Origin of the sequence: Ketobacter alkanivorans (assembly GCF_002863865.1) — a bacterium.
In the GTDB taxonomy this organism is placed as follows: Bacteria; Pseudomonadota; Gammaproteobacteria; order Pseudomonadales; family Ketobacteraceae; genus Ketobacter; species Ketobacter alkanivorans.
Map to the genome: position 1 here is coordinate 487,977 of NZ_CP022684.1, position 23,733 is coordinate 511,709.

General features: G+C 47.7%; 3 protein-coding genes. All 3 read right to left on the reverse strand.

What is annotated here, in order from left to right; genetic code table 11:
- Positions 1-83 precede the first annotated feature (83 nt).
- From Kalk_RS02110 to Kalk_RS02120, 3 genes are read right to left on the reverse strand one after another with little or no spacing between them, the layout of a single operon-like run.
- The gene (locus Kalk_RS02110; protein WP_101892633.1) at positions 84-2,027 is read right to left on the reverse strand and encodes a sensor domain-containing diguanylate cyclase; all 1,944 of its coding nucleotides are present in this window, start codon (positions 2,025-2,027) and stop codon (positions 84-86) included.
- Entirely contained in the window at positions 1,955-11,131 is a 9,177-nt protein-coding gene (locus Kalk_RS02115) for a non-ribosomal peptide synthetase (RefSeq protein WP_101892634.1), read from the reverse strand. The genes Kalk_RS02110 and Kalk_RS02115 overlap by 73 nt, the downstream gene beginning before the upstream one ends.
- Complete coding sequence (locus Kalk_RS02120) at positions 11,128-23,721, reverse strand: non-ribosomal peptide synthetase (protein ID WP_158643266.1); 12,594 nt, start codon at positions 23,719-23,721, stop codon at positions 11,128-11,130. The genes Kalk_RS02115 and Kalk_RS02120 overlap by 4 nt, the downstream gene beginning before the upstream one ends.
- Between the last annotated feature and the right edge of the window lie 12 nt (positions 23,722-23,733).

The following is a 23,733-nucleotide window of genomic DNA, read 5'->3' on the forward strand; positions in this document are numbered from 1 at the left end:
CCGTTTACACCTGATTGGGCCCGAGCTAACGAGTATCAGGTAAACTCTTAATTTTGGGGGATTTATCCTGAAGTTTAAAGAGGTTACAAAGTGTCTTTTGGTGTGTTTTTGAAATAATCGCCAATATTGACCACCGGAGTGTTGCGCTGCTCAGTCAGGACAAAGGTGTTTCGGCCTTTCCGCTTGGCGTCATACATGGCCTGATCGGCAATCTGGATAAAATCCTCAGCCCCAATATTAGCATTTTTGGCCACCGCCGCCCCAATACTGACTGTAACTTGTTTAAAGGGGCTCTCTTCGTGAGGAATACATAGCTTGCGTATGGCGGATATCACGCGCTCCCCTGTGTGCCGTGCGCCCTCCTCATCGGTATCGGGCAGCACCACAGCAAACTCCTCGCCGCCGTACCTGAACAACGCGTCAGAAGGCCTGCGCAAGGCATTACGCATAATTAAGGCGGCACGAACCAGCGTATCATCTCCCTGCTGATGGCCGTATCTATCATTAAAGTTCTTGAAATAGTCGATATCGATCATCATCAACGAAATGGATCTTCGATCACGGCGACAACGTTCTATCTCCTGCTCCAGAACGCTATCAAATGCCCTTCTGTTGGGTACCCCGGTGAGGCTATCCACCAGGGCCAGCTCATAATTTTCCCGAGCCTCTTTCTCATAGCTCTCTTTTTCCTGGCGTAGCTTTCTAATGTGTGAAGCCATCGAGAAAGACAGCAACACGACATTCAAAACTATCCCGTATTTCAATGAGTTAACCGTGATTTCGTTGGTAGCCACCCAACCTTGCTGCTGCGCAGAAAACAACACGGCACCCACTAGCCCTGCCCCCCATGCAGCCACAAAAATCCGCGCCCCGGGGCGATTCCTGAGGATAGCCAAACCACCTGAGATGATGACAGTTATCACTACAAAGAGGGGCCAAATGGCAGTGAAGCGCACCATCCATTCATTGCTTACCAACGCGCCAACGATGGCCATTATGGCGCTGAGAATACATTCAATGAGCAATATCTTGTTAAGAGCACTGCTCATACTCTGAACATCAAGAATACTTCGTGTAAACAGCACCACAAAGGTCAAACACAACCCAACAGTAATGGCTTGCACATGCGAGTTCATCCAGCTCGGGTTGTCCCGCCAGAGATACATGGAGCCGTACCCCATCACTGAAAGTTCAAATAATGTAATAGAGGCAATCAGGATCACATAATAAAGATAGGCCTCATCACGAGCCATCAAGAACACAAATAAGTTGTAGAAAATCATGATGATAAGCGCGCCAAAGAAGAGGCCATGGAACACAGCATCATCAATGAGCGCTACGTCCAGCGCTGTATCATCGTAAATTTTAAAGTGGAATTGCATGGAGCCCAAGGTCTGCAGGCGTACGAGAGCATACGTAGTATCGGGCGGAATCTGGAAATAGAAATTTGGACCATATCGCTGGCGCGCCGACCAGGGACGCATATCGCCCATGCTTGAAGCAAAATGCCAGCCTTGATCATTAAGAAAATAGACATCGATGTTGTCAATTAGCGGGAATCCATACTCAAGCCAGTATGGACTGGGTTGAACCATACCCAGCGGATCAAGGGGGATCAGCACCCAGTGAGCATTAGCGGAATATCCCTTATTATCCTTCGACACATGAAGCTGAAAAGAATGGTTGCGTGTTAATAACTCAACATCCTGATATTCAGAAGGATTCAACGTGCCATTGAGCTCCTCGTGAATGAAAAATTCAGGCACCGCAAAACCTGCACCTGAGGCCATTGCATCAACCCGAGGCAGCAACACTAATATCAAAAAAATCAGACTGCGAGCCACAGTCAACATCAATAAAACACCGGGCATCATCAACCATTCAAGGGGGTTCTGCTCAAGTATAACCTTTAACAACCACGACCTTGAATGGTTAAATGATTGGATTGTGATGTCTAGAGGAAGCCTTCGTCCCGTCCCTCTTCTGAATGACCCGAACTGACCTGCTCGGCGGTCTGTGCTGCCCATTTCATGGTATCCAGATACTGAGCTATATCCGCGATGGTATGCAGCTCAAACAATGAGCGGAGTTGGATATCAACCTCGAATGCCTGCCTGAATTTAGCAACTGCCCTGGCAGCCAGAAGCGAATGTCCACCTAGATCGAAGAAACTGTCGTGAACACCTATGTGCTCAACACCCAAAACCTCACTCCAAATTTCCACCAGCTTTTCTTCGGTGGCAGTTCGTGGGGCAACATAGGGTGGGCGCCCATTGCTTTCAGGATCAGGTAGTGCGTTCCGATCAATCTTGCCATTCGGGGTAAGCGGCCAACGATCCAGGATCGTAACCGTAGACGGAATCATATAATCGGGAAGTGAATTTCTCAGTTGCGCACGAACCTGATCCGTCGACACGTCAGACTGCGCAACAATATAAGACACAAGCTGTTCATTCCTAACGAGCGTAAGGCTATCGGAGATACCGGAAATAGACTTAAGCGCTATCTCAATTTCTCCCAACTCAATACGTAAGCCTCGCATTTTAACCTGAAAATCTTTCCGTCCAATGTAATCAATAGATCCATCGAGTCGCATCCGCACAAGATCACCAGTGCGATACCATCGACCATCACCAAAAGGATTAGGTTCAAATACAGCCCCGGTTAACTCAGGCTTATTAACATAACCCAAACCAACACCCGCACCGGCAATACAAAGCTCGCCCACAACCCCGGGAGGCAGCTGGTGATTTGCGCTATCTACAATATAAAGCTGGGTATTACAGATGGCTTTACCAATGGGCAACTCGTCACCATCGAGACCTGGCTGATACTGATGGAACGCAACAACATCGGTACATTCAGTAGGCCCATAGCTATTGACCAACCTGCACTGACCCAGCTTCAACCAATCCGCGAGCAATGGAAGGCGAATCGGCTCACCACCCAACACAACGTAGCGTAAAGACTGATAGGGATAACCACTCAGCGAACCGTCTTCAACCAAGGGGTAGAACGCACTGGGAGCACAATTAACAACAGTGATAGATTCATCTGATATTGTTTTGGCTACAACACCGATATCGTAATCGTCCATATCAGGAATAACCAAACGCCCGCCAACTAGAAGGGGTGCGAAAAGATTCTTCTGGGTTAAGTCAAACCCGAATGCACTCACCAACAAGAACCGGTCTGATTCAGAAACACCAAGAGCATTGATATACCAAGACTGCAGGTTTATTTCGCCTGCATGGGTGACCTCCGCTCCCTTGGGCTTTCCGGTAGACCCCGAAGTATATATAACGTAAATGGGATCAGCCGCCTTTGGCAGCGCTTCCGAGTCGATGGCGATTGAATCACGCCAGCTGGTGTCAGAATCAAGTTCAAGTACTGTCGCCTGGATCTGGGTGCCCGCCTGCTCCATGCGTTCACGAACACATTGTTGCGTGATCAACACCGGTGCAGAAGAATCATCAAGAATATACGCAAGTCGCTCCGAAGGATACGCCGAATCCATCGGCACATAAGCTGCCCCACACTTCAATACGGCCAGTACGGACACCAACATGTCCATACCTCTATCCAGACATATTCCAACCTTGCTACCAGAAACCACCCCTGAGGCTGCAAGCTTGGCTGCCAACGCCCCAGACATATTATGCAGTTCAATATAACTTAATTGGTCGCCGCCATGTTTAACTGCAATGGAGTGCGGCGTTTTCTGCACCTGCTCGACAAACCCGTGCACCACCGTTTCAAACGGGAGCATCTCGGCAGAAACACCCTCAACTGGAATTGGTTTCTGCTCCTCTGGAAGGCGCAATTCCAACTGATCGATTTGTTTGACGCCTCTCAGAATCTGATCACTCAGAAATTCCATACGATGCAAGAAGCCAAGATCGCTAAACAGATCAGCAAGGTAAATCAAGTTCAATTCGACCCATCCATCCTGCTCATGCACGACAAATTGAACCGGCCCATCCTGCACTTGCGGGTAAGCTTTGAGCTTGATATCGGTACCAAACAACTTCATAGAAGGGATAAAGTTGTAATAGTTGAACATGAAATTCAGACGACCTTGCGGTAATAGCCGTCGCTGCGCCATCAAGGAGATATTGGCATTGGCGCGTAACGATTTCCGATACTGTCTGATGTGGGAAAAAAGCTGATTTACACTGGAGTCACCACGAAACAGATCTTTAGGAAAGACAACCGGCAAGATCTGAAAATAGTTGCCGAATACGCGTTTATGCTGGCCGACACGCCCACCAACAACCTCAGACAGATAAAAGTCAGCCTCGCCCCGACAATAGGCATTGATCAGCAATCCGTACAATGCTTTAAAATAAAGAGACGGCGTAATCCTATGCTCTTCACAGAAGGCTTTGAGCATGCTCCAATGTTCATCAGGCAGCCGTATAGTCTGCTCCATTCTACCAGAGTCAGATCGCCCTCCTGGAGGAATCGAGAAATCCAATGCTTCAATTGATGCACTCTGTTTGCGCCAGAACGCAAGCACCTCAGAACTATCTGTGCGGCGAATATTATCAGCAACGTATTGATCAAAAATATTCGGTGCTGATTCAATTGGTTTACCGCCACGAATAGACTGAACACAATCAATAGAATTCTTGAGATGCACCGCCATGCCAGCACCGTCAAGAATTATATGATTCATTCTAAACACAACCAGATGACGCCCTGAATCTAATTTGAAAATAAAATATTGACTCAGCTCACCTTCAATATCATAAGGCTGCCAAATAAGATCCTGGGCATATTTTGCGGCGTCCTGATCGCTGGTTTTCTTGGTGGACCAGTCCTCAACAATGGGGCTCAAATACGCATTCCTGGCTACTTTAAGATATGCCACGTCGGTATACGGCAAATCAGATCGTAATATTCGAGCGCGCAACATTGGTTGCTGCTGAACAAGCGCCTCGCTGGCCTTAATCCAGTCATCAATATTGAAGTCGCCCTCCGTTATAAAGTGATAACCCAAACTGTTCTTCAGTGATTCTGGTTCCAGCAATGCATCAAGATACATATCCCTCTGCATCGGTGATAACGTTCTAATCTCGTATTGCGATGAATCGACGCCCAGTAAATCAGGAAGATCCTGTTGTGAGAATACATCGATATGGTCAACCATTTTCTCTGGCTGGCGAACCAACTGATCCAACACCTGCGTAAAATGTTTAGCCATTCTAGCTATGGTAGATTCGACAAACAGATCGGTATTGTATTCAAACACACCGGACAAGCCGCTGTCTGAAGATTCTTGAAGGATCAATGACAGCTCATACTTGGCGGTCTTATGCTCTCGAGCAACAGGCTCTATATGCAACCCTGCCACATCCGCACGAATAGATTCCTGCGCAACATTTTGCAACGCGAAGCCAACCTGAGCACCTGGCGAGGTATCAGCGGTGCGCTCCATCTTAATCGCATCCAAAAGCAGATCCGCGGGCATATCCTGATGTGCGTAGGCCCCTAACGAAACCTCTTTGACCTGACGAAGATACTCAATAACCGAGGGATTATCTTCAAGGCGAGTGCGTATAACCAGCCCATTTATAAAGAAACCAATCAAACCCTCCAGCTCTGCACGGTTGCGCCCTGCAATGGGAATTCCAACACATATATCCTTTTGGCCAGCATAACGGGACAGCAATATTTGATACGCGCCCATTAGCACCATGAACGGAGTAAAATCGTTCCGCTCACAAAATCTATTCAGTGTTGCAGTTAAATCAGCTCCAAGCTCAACCGGAAAATGCGCGCCATTGAAGGTTTGATGTTTTGGCCTCGGTTTATCTGCGGGCAACCGCAACACGTCAGGCGCCCCGCGCAACGCCTCTTGCCAATATTGACGAAGTTCATCCAAAACCTCGCCCTGCAACCAATTACGCTGCCAAACAGAAAAATCCGAATATTGAATCGGTAATGGAGGCAGCGGAGAGGTCTGACCTGCGGAAAAAGCTGGATACAACAACTGGATCTCTTGAATTAACACACCTAAAGACCATCCGTCCGAGACGATATGATGCATGTTCAAGAGAAGAATGTGGGTACTCTGATTCAGTCGGATAATCTTGGTAGAAAACAGGCTGTCATCCTGCAGCGAATAGACCCTAGCCGCGTCCTCATCAACCAAACGTTCAATCTCACGCCCCATCTGCTCCGCAGGCATGTGAGAAAGATCAATCAGTTCTGACTGCCAATCTTTGGGCTCACGCACAATCAGCTGAGGAACCCCCTCTGTCTCACCAAAATTGGTCCTCAGCACCTCATGACGAGAAACTATCTCTCCAAACACTTCATCGAGAACATGTAGATCAAGCGGGCCACCGATCTTCAATGCAGAAGGTAAATTATACTCGCTACTGCCCTGATTAAGCTGATCTACAAACCAAAGACGATATTGCGCAAATGACAACGTGTCCCGATTGGGGGGATCCAAACGAACCAATGGTGGAGCACTGGCTGTGACGCCAGATACAGAAGCCGTACTGATATAACGAACCAGCTTTTCAATAGTTGGCGCTTCAAACAGCGCCCTAACAGATAGCTCGACGTTAAATTCCTTTCGGATACGGGAAACCACTTGAGTAGCGAGTAAAGAGTGCCCTCCGCTCTCAAAGAAATTGGCCGTAACACTGACCTCAGAGGTCTTAAGCACCTGACACCAGATGTCCGCTATCTTTTGCTCACTGTCATTTCGCGGAGCAACAAATTCCGCAACAGAGCCAACACTTGGTTGCGGCAAAGCTTTACGATCAATTTTACCATTTGGAGTCAGTGGCCAAACCGCTACACTTATAATTGCAGCAGGCACCATGTAATCGGGTAATTTCTGTCGCAGGTAATCCTTTGCTGCTGTCAGATCGATGTGTTTATCTGAAAGCATGTATGAATACAGGTTGTCATCCCGAACCAATGACAACGCATCCTTAACGCCACCAAAAGATTTCAATTGACTATCAATTTCACCCAGCTCAATCCGAAGGCCGCGCAACTTCACCTGAAAATCAGCGCGCCCAAGATACTGAATAAGATTACTTTCGTTAAGACGGCAAATATCTCCGGTTTTGTACCATCGACCATCACTGTAGGGACATTCTTCAAAACTCTGGTAATTCAGTTCGTCACGATTCCAATAACCGGCACCAACACCCGCCCCGGATATACGCAGCTCACCAGCGGCGCCTTTTGGCATTAATTGGCCAGATTTATTGACGATATACAGGTTTGTATTAGAAAGAGGCTTACCTATCGGTAAATCGGCACATCCAGGCGGCAGCTCTTTTAAACTATGGGATGCTACGACATCACTGCACTCTGTTGGGCCATAACTATTCGTAAGCGTAGCCTTTACGCTTTCCTGAGCTAACCATGCCCCCATCACATCTAGCCGAATGGGCTCCCCCCCAAGAATTACGTGCCGAAGGCCAACAATATCATGCTGGAAATCCAATAGCGGATAGAACGCAGATGGAGCGCAATTGACTATTGTGATGCAGTGACGTTTGATATCCTGCGCCAACTGCTGCGGGTCGTAGTCATTATTTTGCGGGATCACCAAAGTAGAGCCGCTGCAGACAGGAGCAAAAAGATTCTTTTGAGTAAGGTCGAAGCCTAAGGCCGATACTAGCAAAAAACGATCGCCTTCATCACTCTCCAGCAGCGACTGATACCAATCAAGAAGATTAGATTCGCCTCTGTGGTATACCCCAGCACCCTTCGGCAGGCCAGTTGAGCCAGACGTGTAAACGAAATACAGCAGCGCACTACTGTCTATAGTGACAGCAGGCGCATGATCAGAAACATTCGCTAATACCGATACGATTTCGTCGACAAGAACAACCTGCATAGCGGTAGAGAGTGAGGTTTCCTTCGCATCATCAAATCGCGCTTTAACGCAACGCTCCGTCAAGAGGAAGCTGGCTTCAGAGTCAGACGCGATGAAAGCGATTCTGTCGGCCGGATAATTTACGTCCAATGGCACATAAGCAGCGCCCGTTTTTACAACACCTAAATACCAAGCTAGCAGGTTAACACTGCGTCCAACACAAATTGCAACCCTGTCACCAAAGCCCACACCAAGATCAAGTAAATAATTGGCCAGTTGGTTGCTAAGAGAATCAAGCTCCCGGTAGGACATCTGTTCTTCGCCACAGATAACAGCTGTCTGAAGAGGCAATCTATTAACCTGAGAGGAAAAGCGCTCTAACAGAGTTGGGCCAAGTTCTCTATCTTGGCCAGACGCTACCGTTAAAAGTTCACTACGCTCGTCTTTCAGAAGCCAATCGAGTTTCGACTGATGAGTGTGGCCACTCATGATCTCCTGATGCACACTAGACATCCGCTCCAACAAAGAAAACCCAGCAAACTCGTTCTCTCTATAACTCAGCCTTAACGTTAACCCAGCCTCATCAGGTGTAACCAACAGCTTAACAGTGCCAGCGTTGTCCGGTTGCAACGGCTCGATCACTACCTCTTTTCCAGCCAATTCAATCGGCTGTTTTACCTCATCCAGTCGATAGTTAAACTGAAACTCCAGAGCATCCGAGGTTAAGAATGCATTGCGCTGTAACATTGAAATATACTGTGCATCACCTACCGACTTCTTCCACGCTCGGTTAGCCTGTAAAGCGGCATGAACAGTGTCAAGTTTTGCAACCGTACCATGTTGAACATGTGGCACAAACTGAAACGCACAACCAATCAGGCTCTCGCTGTTTTCGTTCCGACCAGAAGCAGCATCAACCAGAACGAACTCATCGGAATGATAATAGCAGCGTTGTAAAGCGTAGGTATAAAGCGTTCGAATATAATTTGCGACAGATACAGCGTTGCTGGAACACCAATCTCTCAACTGGTTAAGGCTGGCTTCGTCAATCCGCAAACTCTGCACGGCCACCGGACCAGGCTCATGTAATTTAGGCGCAGGTGCGTCATAGTTAGCAAGCTCATCACCCCAAAAATTCAGGCTCGCAGCTCGGTCTGTATAAGCAATACGAGTGCGCAACCAGTCAGCCAACTCAGCTGGCGATACAGTATCGATGCTTCTGCCCTCATAGGCCGCCACAACCTGCGTGAAGTGCTTAACTTTGCTGATTCCATCAAATATAGAATGGTGCGCAGACACAACGAAATAGTAATCAGCATCAGTGATCTTCACTAAGCTGTAATGACACAGAGACCTATCTTCAATTTGCCACGAAGGCAACGCCAACGCATTCAGTGCATCTGCCAGCTGATCTGCGGTAAGCTTATCCTGACTCCAATCATGCTGTTCAAGATGCACACTGCTGTCTTGAATGACCAATTGATAAAGGCTATCTGCCCCACGAAGGTCGGCAACCACCACACGGCTGCGAAGAAATGGGTGTGCTTGCGCAACACTACCAAGCGCATCACGCCAACGACCAATATCAATCTGCGGAATGCGAACAGCGTACCCTATGCTGTTGCGGTTGCTATCAGGATTGCGCAAACTATCAAGGCAAAAATCACGCTGCATTGGCGACAAGGGAAGAACGGCATCAACTTGGCGACCGTTTGTCAGCTGTTGACACAGCTCCTGTTGAGAATACAGTTGCAAGGCATCAAGGCTAAGATCCCGATCATCACAAACTGACTCAAGCACTTTCGTAAAATGGGTAAGAAAAAGGTCGATGGTGTCTGGATCAAATAGATCCGTATTAAATTCAAGCATCCCATCTACAACATTCCCATGATCTACTAACATCATGGTTAGATCCAAACGTGCGGCCACCAATTCGATGGGCATCGGTTCGATTTCCAGGCCACCCACTACCGCCTTTTGAGCAGTGCCATCGCCACTGGTTAATGATAACGCAACTTGATACAGCGGCGAAAAACTGAGATTCCGAGGAGTATTTAGCTCCTCCACTATCGCTTCGAAAGGTACATCTTGGTGGCTTTGCGCACCTAGTATTTTTTCTTTAACCTGCAGAATAATCTCACGAAAAGACGGGTTACCCGTGAACTGAGTACGAATCACCAATGTGTTGACGAAAAAGCCAATCAGGCCTTCTACCTCGGCCCTTGTGCGCCCAGCCACAGGCATGCCAACGCACAAGTCTTTCTGCTGCGACCATTTCGACAAAACCAGCTTGTAGGCAGCCATAAACACAACATAAAGTGTTGTATCAAACTCGCGAGCTACCCCACGCAAGCGAACCACAAGTTCAGCATCGAAATTGACTGCTCTAGTCGCTCCATTCAGAGTTTGCAAAGCAGGACGTGGCCGATCAAAAGGCAGTGCCAAATGGGATGGAGCCCTGTCCAATACCTTACGCCAGTAACTTAACTGGCGATCAAGTTCTTCCCCTTGCAACCATTGTCGTTGCCATGCCGCAAAATCCGGATACTGAATCGGCAACTCGGCGAAGGGGGCCTCGGCCCCCATCCGTTCGGCGGCGTATAATGCCGTTATTTCACGAACAAAGACGCCCATTGACCAACCATCAGTGACAATATGGTGCATCGTCACGATTAATCCGTGCTTGTTATCATCCAGCTTATAGAGTCTTGCCCGAATCAAAGGTCCAACAGTCAGATTGAACGAGGTTCTCACCTCAGCCTCGACTCTGCGAGTAGCCTCTTCCATCCTGCTAGATTCATCAAACTCCAGTAGCGACTCTACCGGAATTTCAAAACGCTCAACACTGCTCACGATCTGAGCGGGCTCTTCGCCGTCACCTGTAAATATCGTACGTAATGCCTCGTGCCGCTGCACCAACTTAAGAAACGCACGCTCGAGCGCACTAATGTCGAGAATACCGTGCAGATACAGAGCCGCAGGTATATGAAAAGTGCTGCTGCCAGGAGTAAGCTGCTCAATAAACCAAAGGCGTTGCTGGGCGTGAGAAAGAGGAATCGGAAGTGTGCGATCAGCCTTTGGAATCGACGCCTGAGTGCCACCTTCTGAAATTCTAGCCTCACTTAAAAATGTGATTACAGACTGCTTGTTATCAATAAGGTTTTGTTTAAGCTCAGGAGTCAGTGCACCCTTAGGAGCCTTGAATTTGAGCTGCCCTTCTTCTACCCAAAGCTTGATACCTGCTGCACCAAGCTTTGCCATCAGCTCATAAACTGTCATAGGGAACCTTCCTCAAAATCTTCTTCATCCCACGCTTCATCAATCTCAGACACATTGGGCACCGCCAAGCTTTGTAGAATTTCTGCCAGAGAAGCAATCGTGGGAACTTCAAATAGGGTACGCAACGGCAATTCAACGCCGGTTTTCTGCTTAAGGCGTGTGGAAACCTTATTAATTAAAAGAGAGTGCCCGCCTAAATCAAAGAAATCATCAAATACTCCGACTTTATCTAACTCAAGCACTTCCTTCCAGATATCAACTAACGCTTGCTCCGACTCGTTGCGCGGTGCCACATAATCGTTAACAACAAAATCTTCTGAAGCTGGTTCCGGAAGCGCGCGACGATCAACCTTTCCATTGGGATTGAGTGGCAGCTGATCAAGCATGACTATCGCGCTCGGAACCATATAATCAGGCAGAGTTTGTCGCAACTTAGCTTTCAATTCAGCTACTGAGAGCTGCGCCTCGCTGCTCTGCCTCTCGCAGTAAGCCACCAGTTGTTTGGAGCCATTCGCCATAGCTCTCACCACAACGGTAGACTCGCGCACAGATGGCATTAAATTGAGCGCAGTTTCGATCTCCCCTAATTCAATACGATAACCTCGAATCTTGACCTGATCATCAATCCTACCAGATATCTCCAGTGCTCCATCCGGTAACAGACGGCCAAGATCACCAGTTTTATACAGGCGCTCACCCGGCTTAAACGGATGATCAATAAAAGCGGATGAAGTCAATTCGGGACGGTTCAAATATCCATCGGCCAAGCCAAGCCCACCAACATAGATCTCACCATTTACACCAATGGGTGAAGGCCTTAAAGAATCATCAAGTACATACAGCGTGCTGTTTGCTATGGGTCGACCGATAGGAATAGTCGTAGACCCTGGCAACACCTTCTTAACCTCATACCAAGTAGAGAACGTTGTGTTCTCTGTGGGGCCGTAAACATGAAGCAAGTGATTGGGGCCGTTTCCTGAATCAATCACAGATTTGACTTGATTTGGATCGCAAGCCTCGCCACCAAACAAACAGTAATCCAACCCAGCAAACACATCGAGCTTCTGCTTTGAGAGCGCATTAAATAAAGCGGTTGTAATGAATAAAACGTCAATACTTTCATTAACGATCGCATCGGAAAAATGCTTAGGGCTCAAAGCTGTATCACGATCAACACAAACCAATGTACCACCGTTGAGTAACGCTCCCCACAATTCGAAGGTGGCCGCATCAAATGAAACGTTCGATGCATGCCCCATCCTGTGTCCTGGCTTAAGATCCACATAATCCGTATTCAATACCAGCCGACTAACTGCTATCTGAGGAACACACACTCCTTTTGGCTTTCCAGTGGAGCCGGAAGTATAAATAACATATGCCCTCGCTTTACTCCCACTATTAGAGCCCAAGTTAAGATTGGCATCAGATAAGGCTGCAGCTTGATCAAGCAAGGTCTCTATAGCCAACACTTCCGTATCGACTGCAGACGCCATGGCCTGCATTCGATCTATGTTATCTTTAAACGTCAACAATACGGGTGAGGCAGTATCCGTAACAATATGCTCGATTCTATCCTGTGGATACTCGGGATCAATTGGAACGTATGCCCCGCCGACCTTGAGCACCGCGAGCATCGCCTCAACCATCTGCAAGGATCGGTCAAAGCTAATTGCGATATCCTGCCCTGGCTGAACGCCTTTCTCAACAAGAGCTCGCGCAAGCTTATTTGATCTACGATTAAGCAAATCGTAGCTTACCTTTTGGTCGCCATGCTCCCAAGCGATGCGCTCCCCATGATCATCTACTTTCTTTAAGAACAGATCTATCAGAGATGAATCCGAGGCAAATAGCCGACCAGTATCGTTCCACGAGTTCAACAACTGCTGCTCTTCGCGCATGCTCAGTAGAGGAATATCGTTCAAACGAATACTGGGTGAACCTTGCACAGTAAGCAATATATGCTCAATGTGAGTCAGCATCCTCTGAATGGTTTCTGCCTCAAACAGAAAGCTGTCATATGAGAATCGAAGAACAAGCTCAGCGCCCGGGATCACGATCAGAGTTAAAGGGAAGTTGGTTTGTTGAAATGCATCAACTTTGCCTATGCTAAGAGATGCTTGGGTCTCCTCAAGTTTCTCATCGATTGGATAGTTTTCAAATACCAATATTGAGTCAAAAAGCGCCTGCTTAGAGGACAACTCACTAGCTTTATGTACTTCCACTAATGAGCTATATTCGTAGTTCTTTATCTCTGATTGCCTGGCCTGCTGCTCCTGCAACCAGTCAATAAAGCTTGCCCCTGGCTTAACGTCTAAACGCATCGGCAACGTATTAATAAACAGGCCAACCATCACCTCGATACCAGGAAGCTCTGCGGGTCGACCAGAAACAGTGGTGCCAAACAAAACATCCGTTTCGCCACTGTATCTATTCAAAAGAAGCCCCCAAGCTCCTTGCAATATATTGTTAAGGGTAATCCGATATCGCTTCGCAACATCTTGCAGCCCTTTAAGAAGCGCCCCACTGATAATGATCTCCCGCTCGCAGTAACGCGATGCACCATCTAATGAGCGAGCCTTTTCAGCTGCAATAGCAGCTGAGTTTCTAACAGGGATGGGAGTCGTTGCAGTAAAGCCTGAAAGGTATTCTGTCCAGAATTCAAAAGCAGCTTTTGCATCCTGCCGGTTCAGCCATGCAATAAAGTCCTGATAGCGGGGCGCTATAGGTAGAGCAATATTCTGTTTACTCACTATGGATTCGTAGGTAGCAAACAATTCGCCAAACACAACGGGCATGGACCAACCATCTAGCAGGATATGATGGAAACTCCAAACTAATCGATGTTCGTTATCAGGGAACGCCACCCAACTCAATCTCATCACACTGTGGCGCTTAAAATTAAAGCCCAAATTCCGATCATCTTGCAGAAGCCGATCGAATTTGGCACGCGCCACATCGCTCTCAAGGTTGGACCAGTCATAGCGTTGAATATCAAGCTCAGCGTTTTCGACTACTACTTGCAGAGGCTTTACCAAACCCTCCCACACGAATCCAGTACGCAATATCTGATGACGAGACACAACGGTGCGCCAGGCCTCGAACATTGCGTCTTCGTTGACCGCACCCACAATGGGAACAATGATCTGATCGAAGTAAACCCATGAGCCCGGCTCATAGAGCGCATGAAACAACATACCCTCTTGAACGGGCGACAAAGGCACCACCGTCTCGATACCAGGCATAACACACAGGGCATCAACCTGAGCCTGATCTAATTTGGCTAACGGGAAGTCGGATGGGGTGTATCCGACAACCGCGTCATTACAGCAATGATCGACAATCGCAATCAAGCTTTCTAGGTATTGTGTGGCCAGCTTCTCTATGGTTTCGGCATCATGAAGGTTCTCGCTATACCGCCAAGACATAGCCAACTCACCACCCTGAACACGAGCACTGACTTCAATTAAATAGTGACGTTCGGCATTGGCCGATATTTCAGCTCCTGTATGTTCTGGAGCTCGCGAAAGCATGCCACCCTCTTCCACCACCTGATCAAGCTGCCCCAAATAATTAAAGCTTAACTCGGAGCCAGCTGATTGCTGTGATTCAACATCTTCAGAATGTATTGAGAGGTACTTATACAGCCCGAACGTAAGCCCTTTCTTGGGAATATCTCTGAGTTGTTGCTTTACCCCTTTTACAAGTGCATCGATGCCAGCATCGAGCTTGGAACTTAACACGACGGGGTAAATCGACGTGAACCAGCCAACCGTTCGACTTATGTCTAACTGATCACTAACGAACTCCCTGCCATGCCCTTCCATATCCACGGTTATACGATCTGTGTTGCTCCAGGAAGAAACAACCTGATAGAGCGCCGCCAGCAAGAGATCGTTAATTTCAGTTCGATATGCCTTACCCGCCTTTTTCAACAAACGTTCAGTAACAGCTACCGGCAGAGTTCGCTCTACAGACTTAACAGATTCGACGTTATTTATACCTGAACGGTCGACGGGCAAAGCACCGGACTGGTCTTGTTGTAATGCAGACCAATATGCGTAATCACCGCTTAGCTCATCAGATCGAGCATATTGATGTAAAGATTCTGACCACTGCTTGAAGGATGTGGTTTTAGCTCCAAGATCGATCTTGGCACCACGCAATGCAAGCCCAACAGCGGTCTGCAAGTCTTCTAACAAAATCCGCCAGGAAAAAACATCAACCACCAGATGATGAATGATTAATGCCAACCGAGCCTGAGCCTGATCGCCCAGATCAAAATACACAAATCGAATCAATGGCCCGCTTTCAAGATTGAGTGTGGCCTGCGCTTGATCACACAAGTGTTCAATTTGTTCACTTCGCAGATTCTCCGGCAGTCCGGATAGGTTAATCACTTCGAATGATTCTTCGATAAGATGAGATATGTGCTCAGGATCAATATAATGCTGAACCCATCGACTATTATTTAGCTTGAACTGTGTGCGCAGCATATCGTGCTGACAGACAATTGCTTCCAGGCAAGCCTTCAGTTTTTCAACCTCCAAGCGCCGATCAAGCTGCAGAATTAAAGACTGATTGAAATGGTGTCTGTCAGATAACTGTTCCTCAAAAAACCATGTCTGTATGGGAGTGAGCGGAATTTCACCGGTCAACAAGCCTTGCTCGGCCAACACCACATCTTGAAGCTCTCTGGCAACCTCACTCAACTCAGCGATTGTCTGATAATCAAAAATCTGCTTGGCCGTAATATGAATACCGGAACGTTTGGCGCGACTGATAATCTGAATACTGAGTATAGAATCGCCACCCAGCTCAAAAAAATTGTCATAAATACCGACTGTATCCGCTTTTAACACCTGCTCCCATATATTGACCAGAGCACGCTCTTTATCGTTACGCGGAGCAACATATTCATAGCTGCCCGTTTTCTCAAACACAGGTTCCGGTAGCGCCCGTTTATCTACCTTTCCATTAGAGGTAAGCGGGAATTCAGCAATGATCATGAAAGATGCAGGAACCATGTGCTTAGGCAGATATTCCAACGCCATTTGACGCAAGGTCTGTGCATCGCCCTCACCTTCAAGCTTAACGTAGGCAACCAACTTTTTCTGGTTGTCGCTATCCAATTTCACTAATACAACCACATCCTGGACTGCATCAATTCTGGATAAATTAGCCTCCACCTCACTGAGTTCTATACGGAACCCACGCACCTTAACCTGATCGTCGGCACGGCCAAGTATTTCTATTTCACCGTGTTCGTTATAACGCGCAATATCACCGGTTTTGTACAATCGGTCGGAAGGATTGGATGAGAACGGATCAGGCACGAAAGACAACGCGGTTCTTTCTGGATCATTTAGATAACCGAGCGCAACCCCATCGCCGCCAACATACAGCTCCCCCTTAACACCAACAGGCACTGGCTGCATGCACTCATCCAGCACGTAAGCGGTAGAGCCACTTATTGGACGACCGACTGGCACATTGGTAGCACTTTCTGGCAAAAACGTAATGTCGTTATAAGTAGAAAAGGTCGTGTTTTCTGTGGGGCCATACCCGTTAATGAGGTGCTTTGGCTTATGCTGCTTAAGTGCCGCACGAATAACGCTGGGGTCGAGCGGCTCACCACCGACAATCAAATACTTGAAACGTGAAATGATACGTGGCTCTGTTGACATGTACATATTGAACAGAGCTGTGGTGATAAATGAAGTATTAGCGTTGGTTCGTGTCATCTCCTGAAGAAACAAGTCGGGATTAAGCAACTGCTCTCGAGTAAAGAGCACCATTCCAACACCGTTTAACAAAGGAGCCCATACATCAAATATTGCCGCATCAAAAGATACGTTTGAAACATGGCAAACTCTATCGGACGCATCGAGCGTAAAATAATTAGTATCGAGCACCAACCGCAGAACACTCAACTGATTAACCAGGACTCCCTTTGGTCGGCCGGTGGAACCAGATGTGTAAATAATATAAGCATGTCTGGAGGGATGCGCGGAGAAATTTGAAATCAAATTGTCCCCACTCTTCGAGCAGATCTTCTCCTCCTCCTGATCCAGCAACAGGATGTTCGTTTCCAAGCTTCCAGATTTGACTATCTGAATCAGCTTCTCTGCCTGACTGGATAGAGAAATAACGACAGGTGCCATGGCATCGCTCAGCATATACTCGACACGCTCAGCAGGGTAATCAGGATCGACTGGCACATAAGCAGCGCCAATTTTTAGCGTAGCAAGAATGCTGACAATCATTTCAACAGAACGTTCAAGCGCAATTGCGACGTAACAGCCATCCTTAACACCAAGAGCCTGCAAATGGCGGGCAAGTCGATTGGCCTTAGCATTCAATTCAGCATAGGTGAGTTCAACTTCGCCCGCTACCAATGCAACCCTCTCGGGATGAGCTTTGGCATGCCGCTCAAAAATCTGATGCAAACACAGGTTCCGCGGGTAATTAGCCGCAGGCGGATTCCACTCATGCAATACTTGTGTACGTTCAGTTTCACTTAGCATGGGCAATCGAAGCAGTGGTACATCTGGCTGCGATAATATTCCGTGAAGTAAAGTACGCAGATGATCCAAAGCTCGAGAGATAGTAGTACTATCAAACAAGGAGGCATCATAGGACAACTTCACCCGCAACTGATCGCTGGGCTCCACGATCACCGTCATGGGAAAGTTGGTATGCTCAATGGTCGTTATATGACCGAAATCCAGCAGTTCATCAGCACTGTGTACCGCCTCACCTACCGGATAATTCTCGAACACCAAGATACTGTCAAATAGACTTTGGTCGCCTGGTACTTGTGATACACGATGAATGTCTACCAGAGGGGTATATTCGAAACGCCTTAAATCCAGTTGTTCATCTTGCATGGATTTCAGCAAAGGTAGAATAGTCGTCTGGGAATCTAACTGAACTCTAAGTGGCAGTGTATTGATGAATAGCCCTACGATGTTTTCAACATTTGCAAGATCGGCTGGGCGTCCAGAAACAGTAGTACCAAACACAACATCTTTGTCACCACTATACCGAGCCAACAACACGCCCCACGCGGCTTGCAAAACAGTATTCAGCGTGACGTGCTGATCGCGAGCAAACTGCTGAAGACGCCCGGTAAAACTCTCATCGAGTATGAATTCATTCTCAAGAAATGCCTTGTCGACTCCAGACATTGGGCTGCGCTTATTAGGCAAGGGTGTGGCTGCTTCAAACCCTCCCAGATAAAGCTTCCAAAACTGCAGGGCGTCACCCTTGTCCACTTTTTCAAGATACGATATAAAGTCCTCGTAGGATCCTGGCTGGGGTAATCGGGGGTCTTCGCCCTTTATCATTAAACCGTAGGTCTGGAACACCTCCCCCATTACCAACGGCAAAGACCACCCATCCAACACAATGTGGTGGAAACTCCAGATCAGGCGGGCGCGGTTTCCAGGCATATCAACCCACGCCAAACGCATTAATCCAGGCCGCTCAAAATCAAAGCCTCGCTGCCTGTCTTTTTCCAGCCAGGTGTCGAGTCGATCCTGTACTTGACCGTCGCCTAAATAGCGCCAATCGAGTTCTACGATCTCCATGTCGATTCTTTGATAAACAATCTGCAGAGGTCGGTCTATATCCTGCCATACAAAGGCACTCCGCAACGCAGGGTGTCGATTCACCACGTTCGACCATGCGCTCTTCAAAGTCTCACGGTTAACGCCGCCTAATACTTCAACACTGAGCTGTTCAAAATAGACGCCATCATCATTATCAAAAAGGCTGTGGAATAGCATGCCTTCCTGCATGGGAGACAACGGGTAAACAGACTCTATATCCCTTTGCGCCCCAATTAATCGGTCTATTTGTGATTGATTAAGCCCCGATAGCGGGAAGTCGGAAGGCGTATAGCCAAAGGCAATTGGCTGAATACAGTGCTGAATCAATTGTTCTAACGCAGCAATGTATTGCTGGGCCAGCTTTTCAATAGTTTCAGATTTGAAGATAGCCTTACTGTATATCCAATCAACACGGAGACTGTCACCCACAATATGACTGTTTATACTCAAGGGGTGGGGATCATCACTCTCCAGGCTGTGCTCATGGCCACGGTCTTCTTTAGCAACGGAAAACCAAGAACTATTCTCAAGAAGAGAATTAAATTGACCGAGATAGTTAAATACTATGTCAGCTGCAGGCGCAGACTGAAGCCTTTCATTTTGATTCGGCCCACCCAAATAGCGAAGCGCGCCATAACCAAAACCTTTAGCAGGAATGTGGCGTAACTGCTCTTTAATAGATTTCAGATTATCCTGCAGGGATTGTCCATTCTCATATTTCAACCGTACTGGGTATACCGACGTAAACCAGCCTACCGTTCGGCTAAGATCAATCTTATCAGAGAACATTTCCCGACCATGACCTTCCAGATCGATATATATATCGACATTGCCGCTCCAATCTGAAATACATCTTGCAAGGGCTGTCAGCAGCAGGTCATTAATTTCTGTACGATAGGAATGATGTACATCACGCAACAACGACTGGGTTAGACCCTCTGGCAAAGATACGCTAAAACTCGTTGTATCTGATACCTTCAAACTGCCACCGGGAAAATCGAGTGGTAGATTGGGTTTTTCTTTATCGGTGATGGATTCCCAGTAATCAATCTCATTATTGAAATGACCGTAATCTATCCCTTCTTTTAACGATTCGACCCACTGCTTGTATGAAGTGGTTTTATAACCAAGCGCCACCTCTTCACCTTTCAATACAGTTTCCAGTGCGGCGTTGAAATCCTCCAGCAGGATGCGCCAGGACACTCCGTCGACAACAAGATGATGTAACACTAAAAGCAGTTTGCGCCGACCTCCAGATAACTGGAAAAGCCCCACTGCCAGCAGTGGGCCCCGGTGTAAGTTTAGAGAGGCTTGCAGTCGATTACAGTGGTCTGTAATGCCTGCTGACTCCGCATCAGCAGGCAAGGATGAAAGATCAACCTCTTCAATGTACGCATGTTCGCGTACATCTTGAGCTGCAAGAAAAAACTGCCGCACGCCCGATTCGTCACGCTCAAAACGTAAACGCAAAGCGTCATGTTGAAGCACCAGCCCCACCATTGCCAAACGCAATTGATCAACGCTAAACCCCTGCTCTGGAGCAATATCCAGCAACACAGATTGATTCCAATGATGCTCATTGACAAACCGATGGTTAAAAAACCAGTGTTGAATAGGAGCTAAAATCAGCTCCCCGGTTACCTGTCCCTGCTCTGCAAGCACAGGGGATTCAACCTCGCTGGCCACCATTGCCAGCTCTTCAACTGTCTGATTTTCGAAAATATGTTTGGTAGTAATGTGGAGGCCAGCCAGTTTGGCGCGGCTTATTATCTGAATACTGAGGATGGAATCCCCACCCATCTCGAAGAAATTATCGCGAATACCCAGCTCATCCAAATTAAGAACCTGTTTCCAGATATCAACCAGAATGATCTCTTTTTCGGTTCTTGGGGGGATTCGCTTCAGCGCAATATCTGAGTCCTGCTCGGGCTTCGGCAAAGAGCGTCGATCCAATTTTCCGTTTGCCGTTACTGGCAAGGTTTCCATGGAGACGAATGCCGATGGGATCATGTATTCGGGAAGCGCCTGTTTCAGTTCCGAGCGCAATTCGGACGCCGTTGGATTGGCTCCTGTTACTGGCACCAAATAAGCAACAAGTCGCTTGACTCCCGGATTGTCCTCGCGCGCAATTACGGCAACTTCTCTTACTGTGTTAATTTTACCTAGCGCGTCCTCAATCTCGCTTAACTCGATTCGAAATCCACGAATCTTAACCTGCTGGTCTACGCGGCCTAAATACTCAATGTTGCCATCTGAAAAATACCTGACCAAATCGCCGGTCTTGTACATTTTCGAACCGGAAGAAACACTAAACGGATCATCCAAGAAGACTTCAGACGTCAATTCATCCCGATTCAAATAGCCGTTGGATACCCCATCACCACCGGTGTAAAGTTCACCAGGTATGCCTACGGGCACCGGTTTCAAATTACGATCCAGAACGTAAGCAGTTGTATTAGATATAGGGCGACCTATAGGCACCGTATGGCGAACATCCGCCACGGCGCTCATGGAGTAACAACAAGTAAACGTTGTATTCTCAGTAGGCCCATAACCGTTTATGAGTGTTATCTGCGGTAGTTCTTCAAGCACTTTGCGCGCCACCTTCGGCGCAAGCACATCCCCACCCGCAAGCAGCTGTTTCAAGGGGCGCAACACATCGATGTGATATTCTGCAATGTAGTGAAAAAGCGCTGCCGTAAACCAAGCTGCGTTAACATTACCTTGCTCAATAACGCTGCCGATTTCCTCAGGAGTAAGTTGACCTTTGGGTGCAACAACCACCTTACCGCCATTCAGAAGAGGCGCCCAGATTTCCAATGTGGCTGCATCGAAAGAAATAGGTGCGTATTGCAAGAACGCAATATTGGCATCCATATTCATGAAAGTGGTATTACGAACCAAACGCACCACATTGCGATGAACAACTTCAATGCCTTTCGGTTTACCGGTAGAACCTGAGGTGTACATCACATAAGCTGGTGCCTTGGGGCCAACCCTGATAGCCAAACCAGCGGCTGGCTCAGTCTGGCCAGCAAAACTATCTAGCTCCAGCAAACATGCCTGATCCACAGGCAACTTCTCCATCAAATGGGAGTGGCATATCACAATTGGCGCCTGTGTATCGGCCAGCATGTACTTAAGGCGTTCTTCCGGATACGAGGGATCTAATGGAACGTAAGCTGCTCCGACTTTTAAGATCCCCAAAATAGCAGCAATGGTCTCTACCGATCGCTCGGCGCATAGACCAACACGCGCGTTGCTCTCCACTCTTCTTTCACGCAAAGCATGGGCAATATGGTTACTCATATGATCCAGATCAGAGTAGCTAAGCCGAGCTTCACCACATTGAACCGCGACTGTATCTCCATGCTCTTCAACCACCAGCTGAAAAACATCCAGGATATCCGAGTCACGCTCATATGCTGTGGAAGTTGCGTTCCACTCTTCGAGCAATTGCGTTCTTTCGGCTTCAGTCAGATAGTCAACGTCATCAATACTCTGTTCTGGGTTTTTAACCAACTTCTGCAACAGGTTTGTAAGGTGAGACACCATCCTGTGCATAGTGTCTTCAGCGAACAGATCCGTGCGATATTCAAAATCACCTTTAAGGCAACCTTTCTCCTCTCGCATATTTATAGTGATATCGAACTTGGATGTTTCGGATTCCTCGGGCAGCAGCTCTATATCCAAGCCAGGCACCGATAACGTACTGCCGGCAGTTGCGTTCTGCAGAACAAACATCACCTGGAACAGAGGCGTATGACTCATTTCACGAGCAACACCCAGTTCATCAACCAGCCTTTCAAAAGGAATATCCTGATGATCATAAGCGCTGGTCAAGTTCTGTTGAACCTGCTTAACTAATGCGATAAAGCTAGGGCTGTTCCCAAGATTGCTTCGAATAGCCAAGGTATTAACGAAGCATCCGATCAATTTCTCGACCTCAGGACGCACTCGACCAGCGATAGGGGTTCCTACACAAATATCATCCTGACCGCTGTATCGGTGCAATAGAACCTGCAAGCCTGCGAACAACAACATGAACAGTGTAACGCCCTGCTGCTTGGCTAGTCGGTTCAATGCCTGCGTAAGGTCTTCTGAGAACGAAAAATGCAGATTCCTGCCTTCGTAGCTATGCACCGGAGGGCGTGGAAAGTCGGTTGGCATTTCCAATACAGGGACACCATCCAACCGCGTTTTCCAGTAACTGAGCTGACGATCAAGCCGGTCACCGGACAACCACTCCCTCTGCCACAAGGAGTAATCCGCGTACTGTATAGACAAATCTTGGAGTGGCGAATTCTTATCTTGACGATACGCATCATAGAGCAGGGCCATTTCCTGGATAAACACACCCATGGACCAACCATCTGAGATGATATGATGCATGGATACGATAATGACGTGCTCAAGATTGTTAAGACGGATTAGCCTTGTGCGCAGCAGGGGACCATTAATGAGATCAAAAGAGGTGTGGGCATCACCTTTAAAACGGGCCTTGATGACTTCATCTTGTTCTTCCGAGCTAAGCGGTTCCAAACTGATGGTCGGTAGCTCCCAACGTTGATGCTGGTTGATAACCTGACGCCCCTGCCCCTCATCAGTGACAAATGTAGTACGTAACACCTCATGACGGCGGACAATTTCATCAAAGCTCATTCGCAACGCTTCAACATCCAACGCGCCCTTTAACCGTAACGCAGCAGAGATATTGTAACTGGCACTGCCTGATTGAAGTTGGTCGATGAACCATAGGCGCTGCTGCGCATAGGACATAGCAATGCGGTTGCTGTCACGCTGGACGGCAACTATCGCGTCTTTTCTGGGTTCTGCTCCTTGCGTTTTTTTCTTCTGGAGCTGCTTCAGCAGTGCTTCGCGTTGCTCTGGAGTCAAACTGGCCAGACGGCTCAGTAACTTCTTATCAGTCATTCGGTGATTTGCCCATTCTGATAGCGCCCCCCTTTCTGTATTTAACAATGAAGGCAGGCG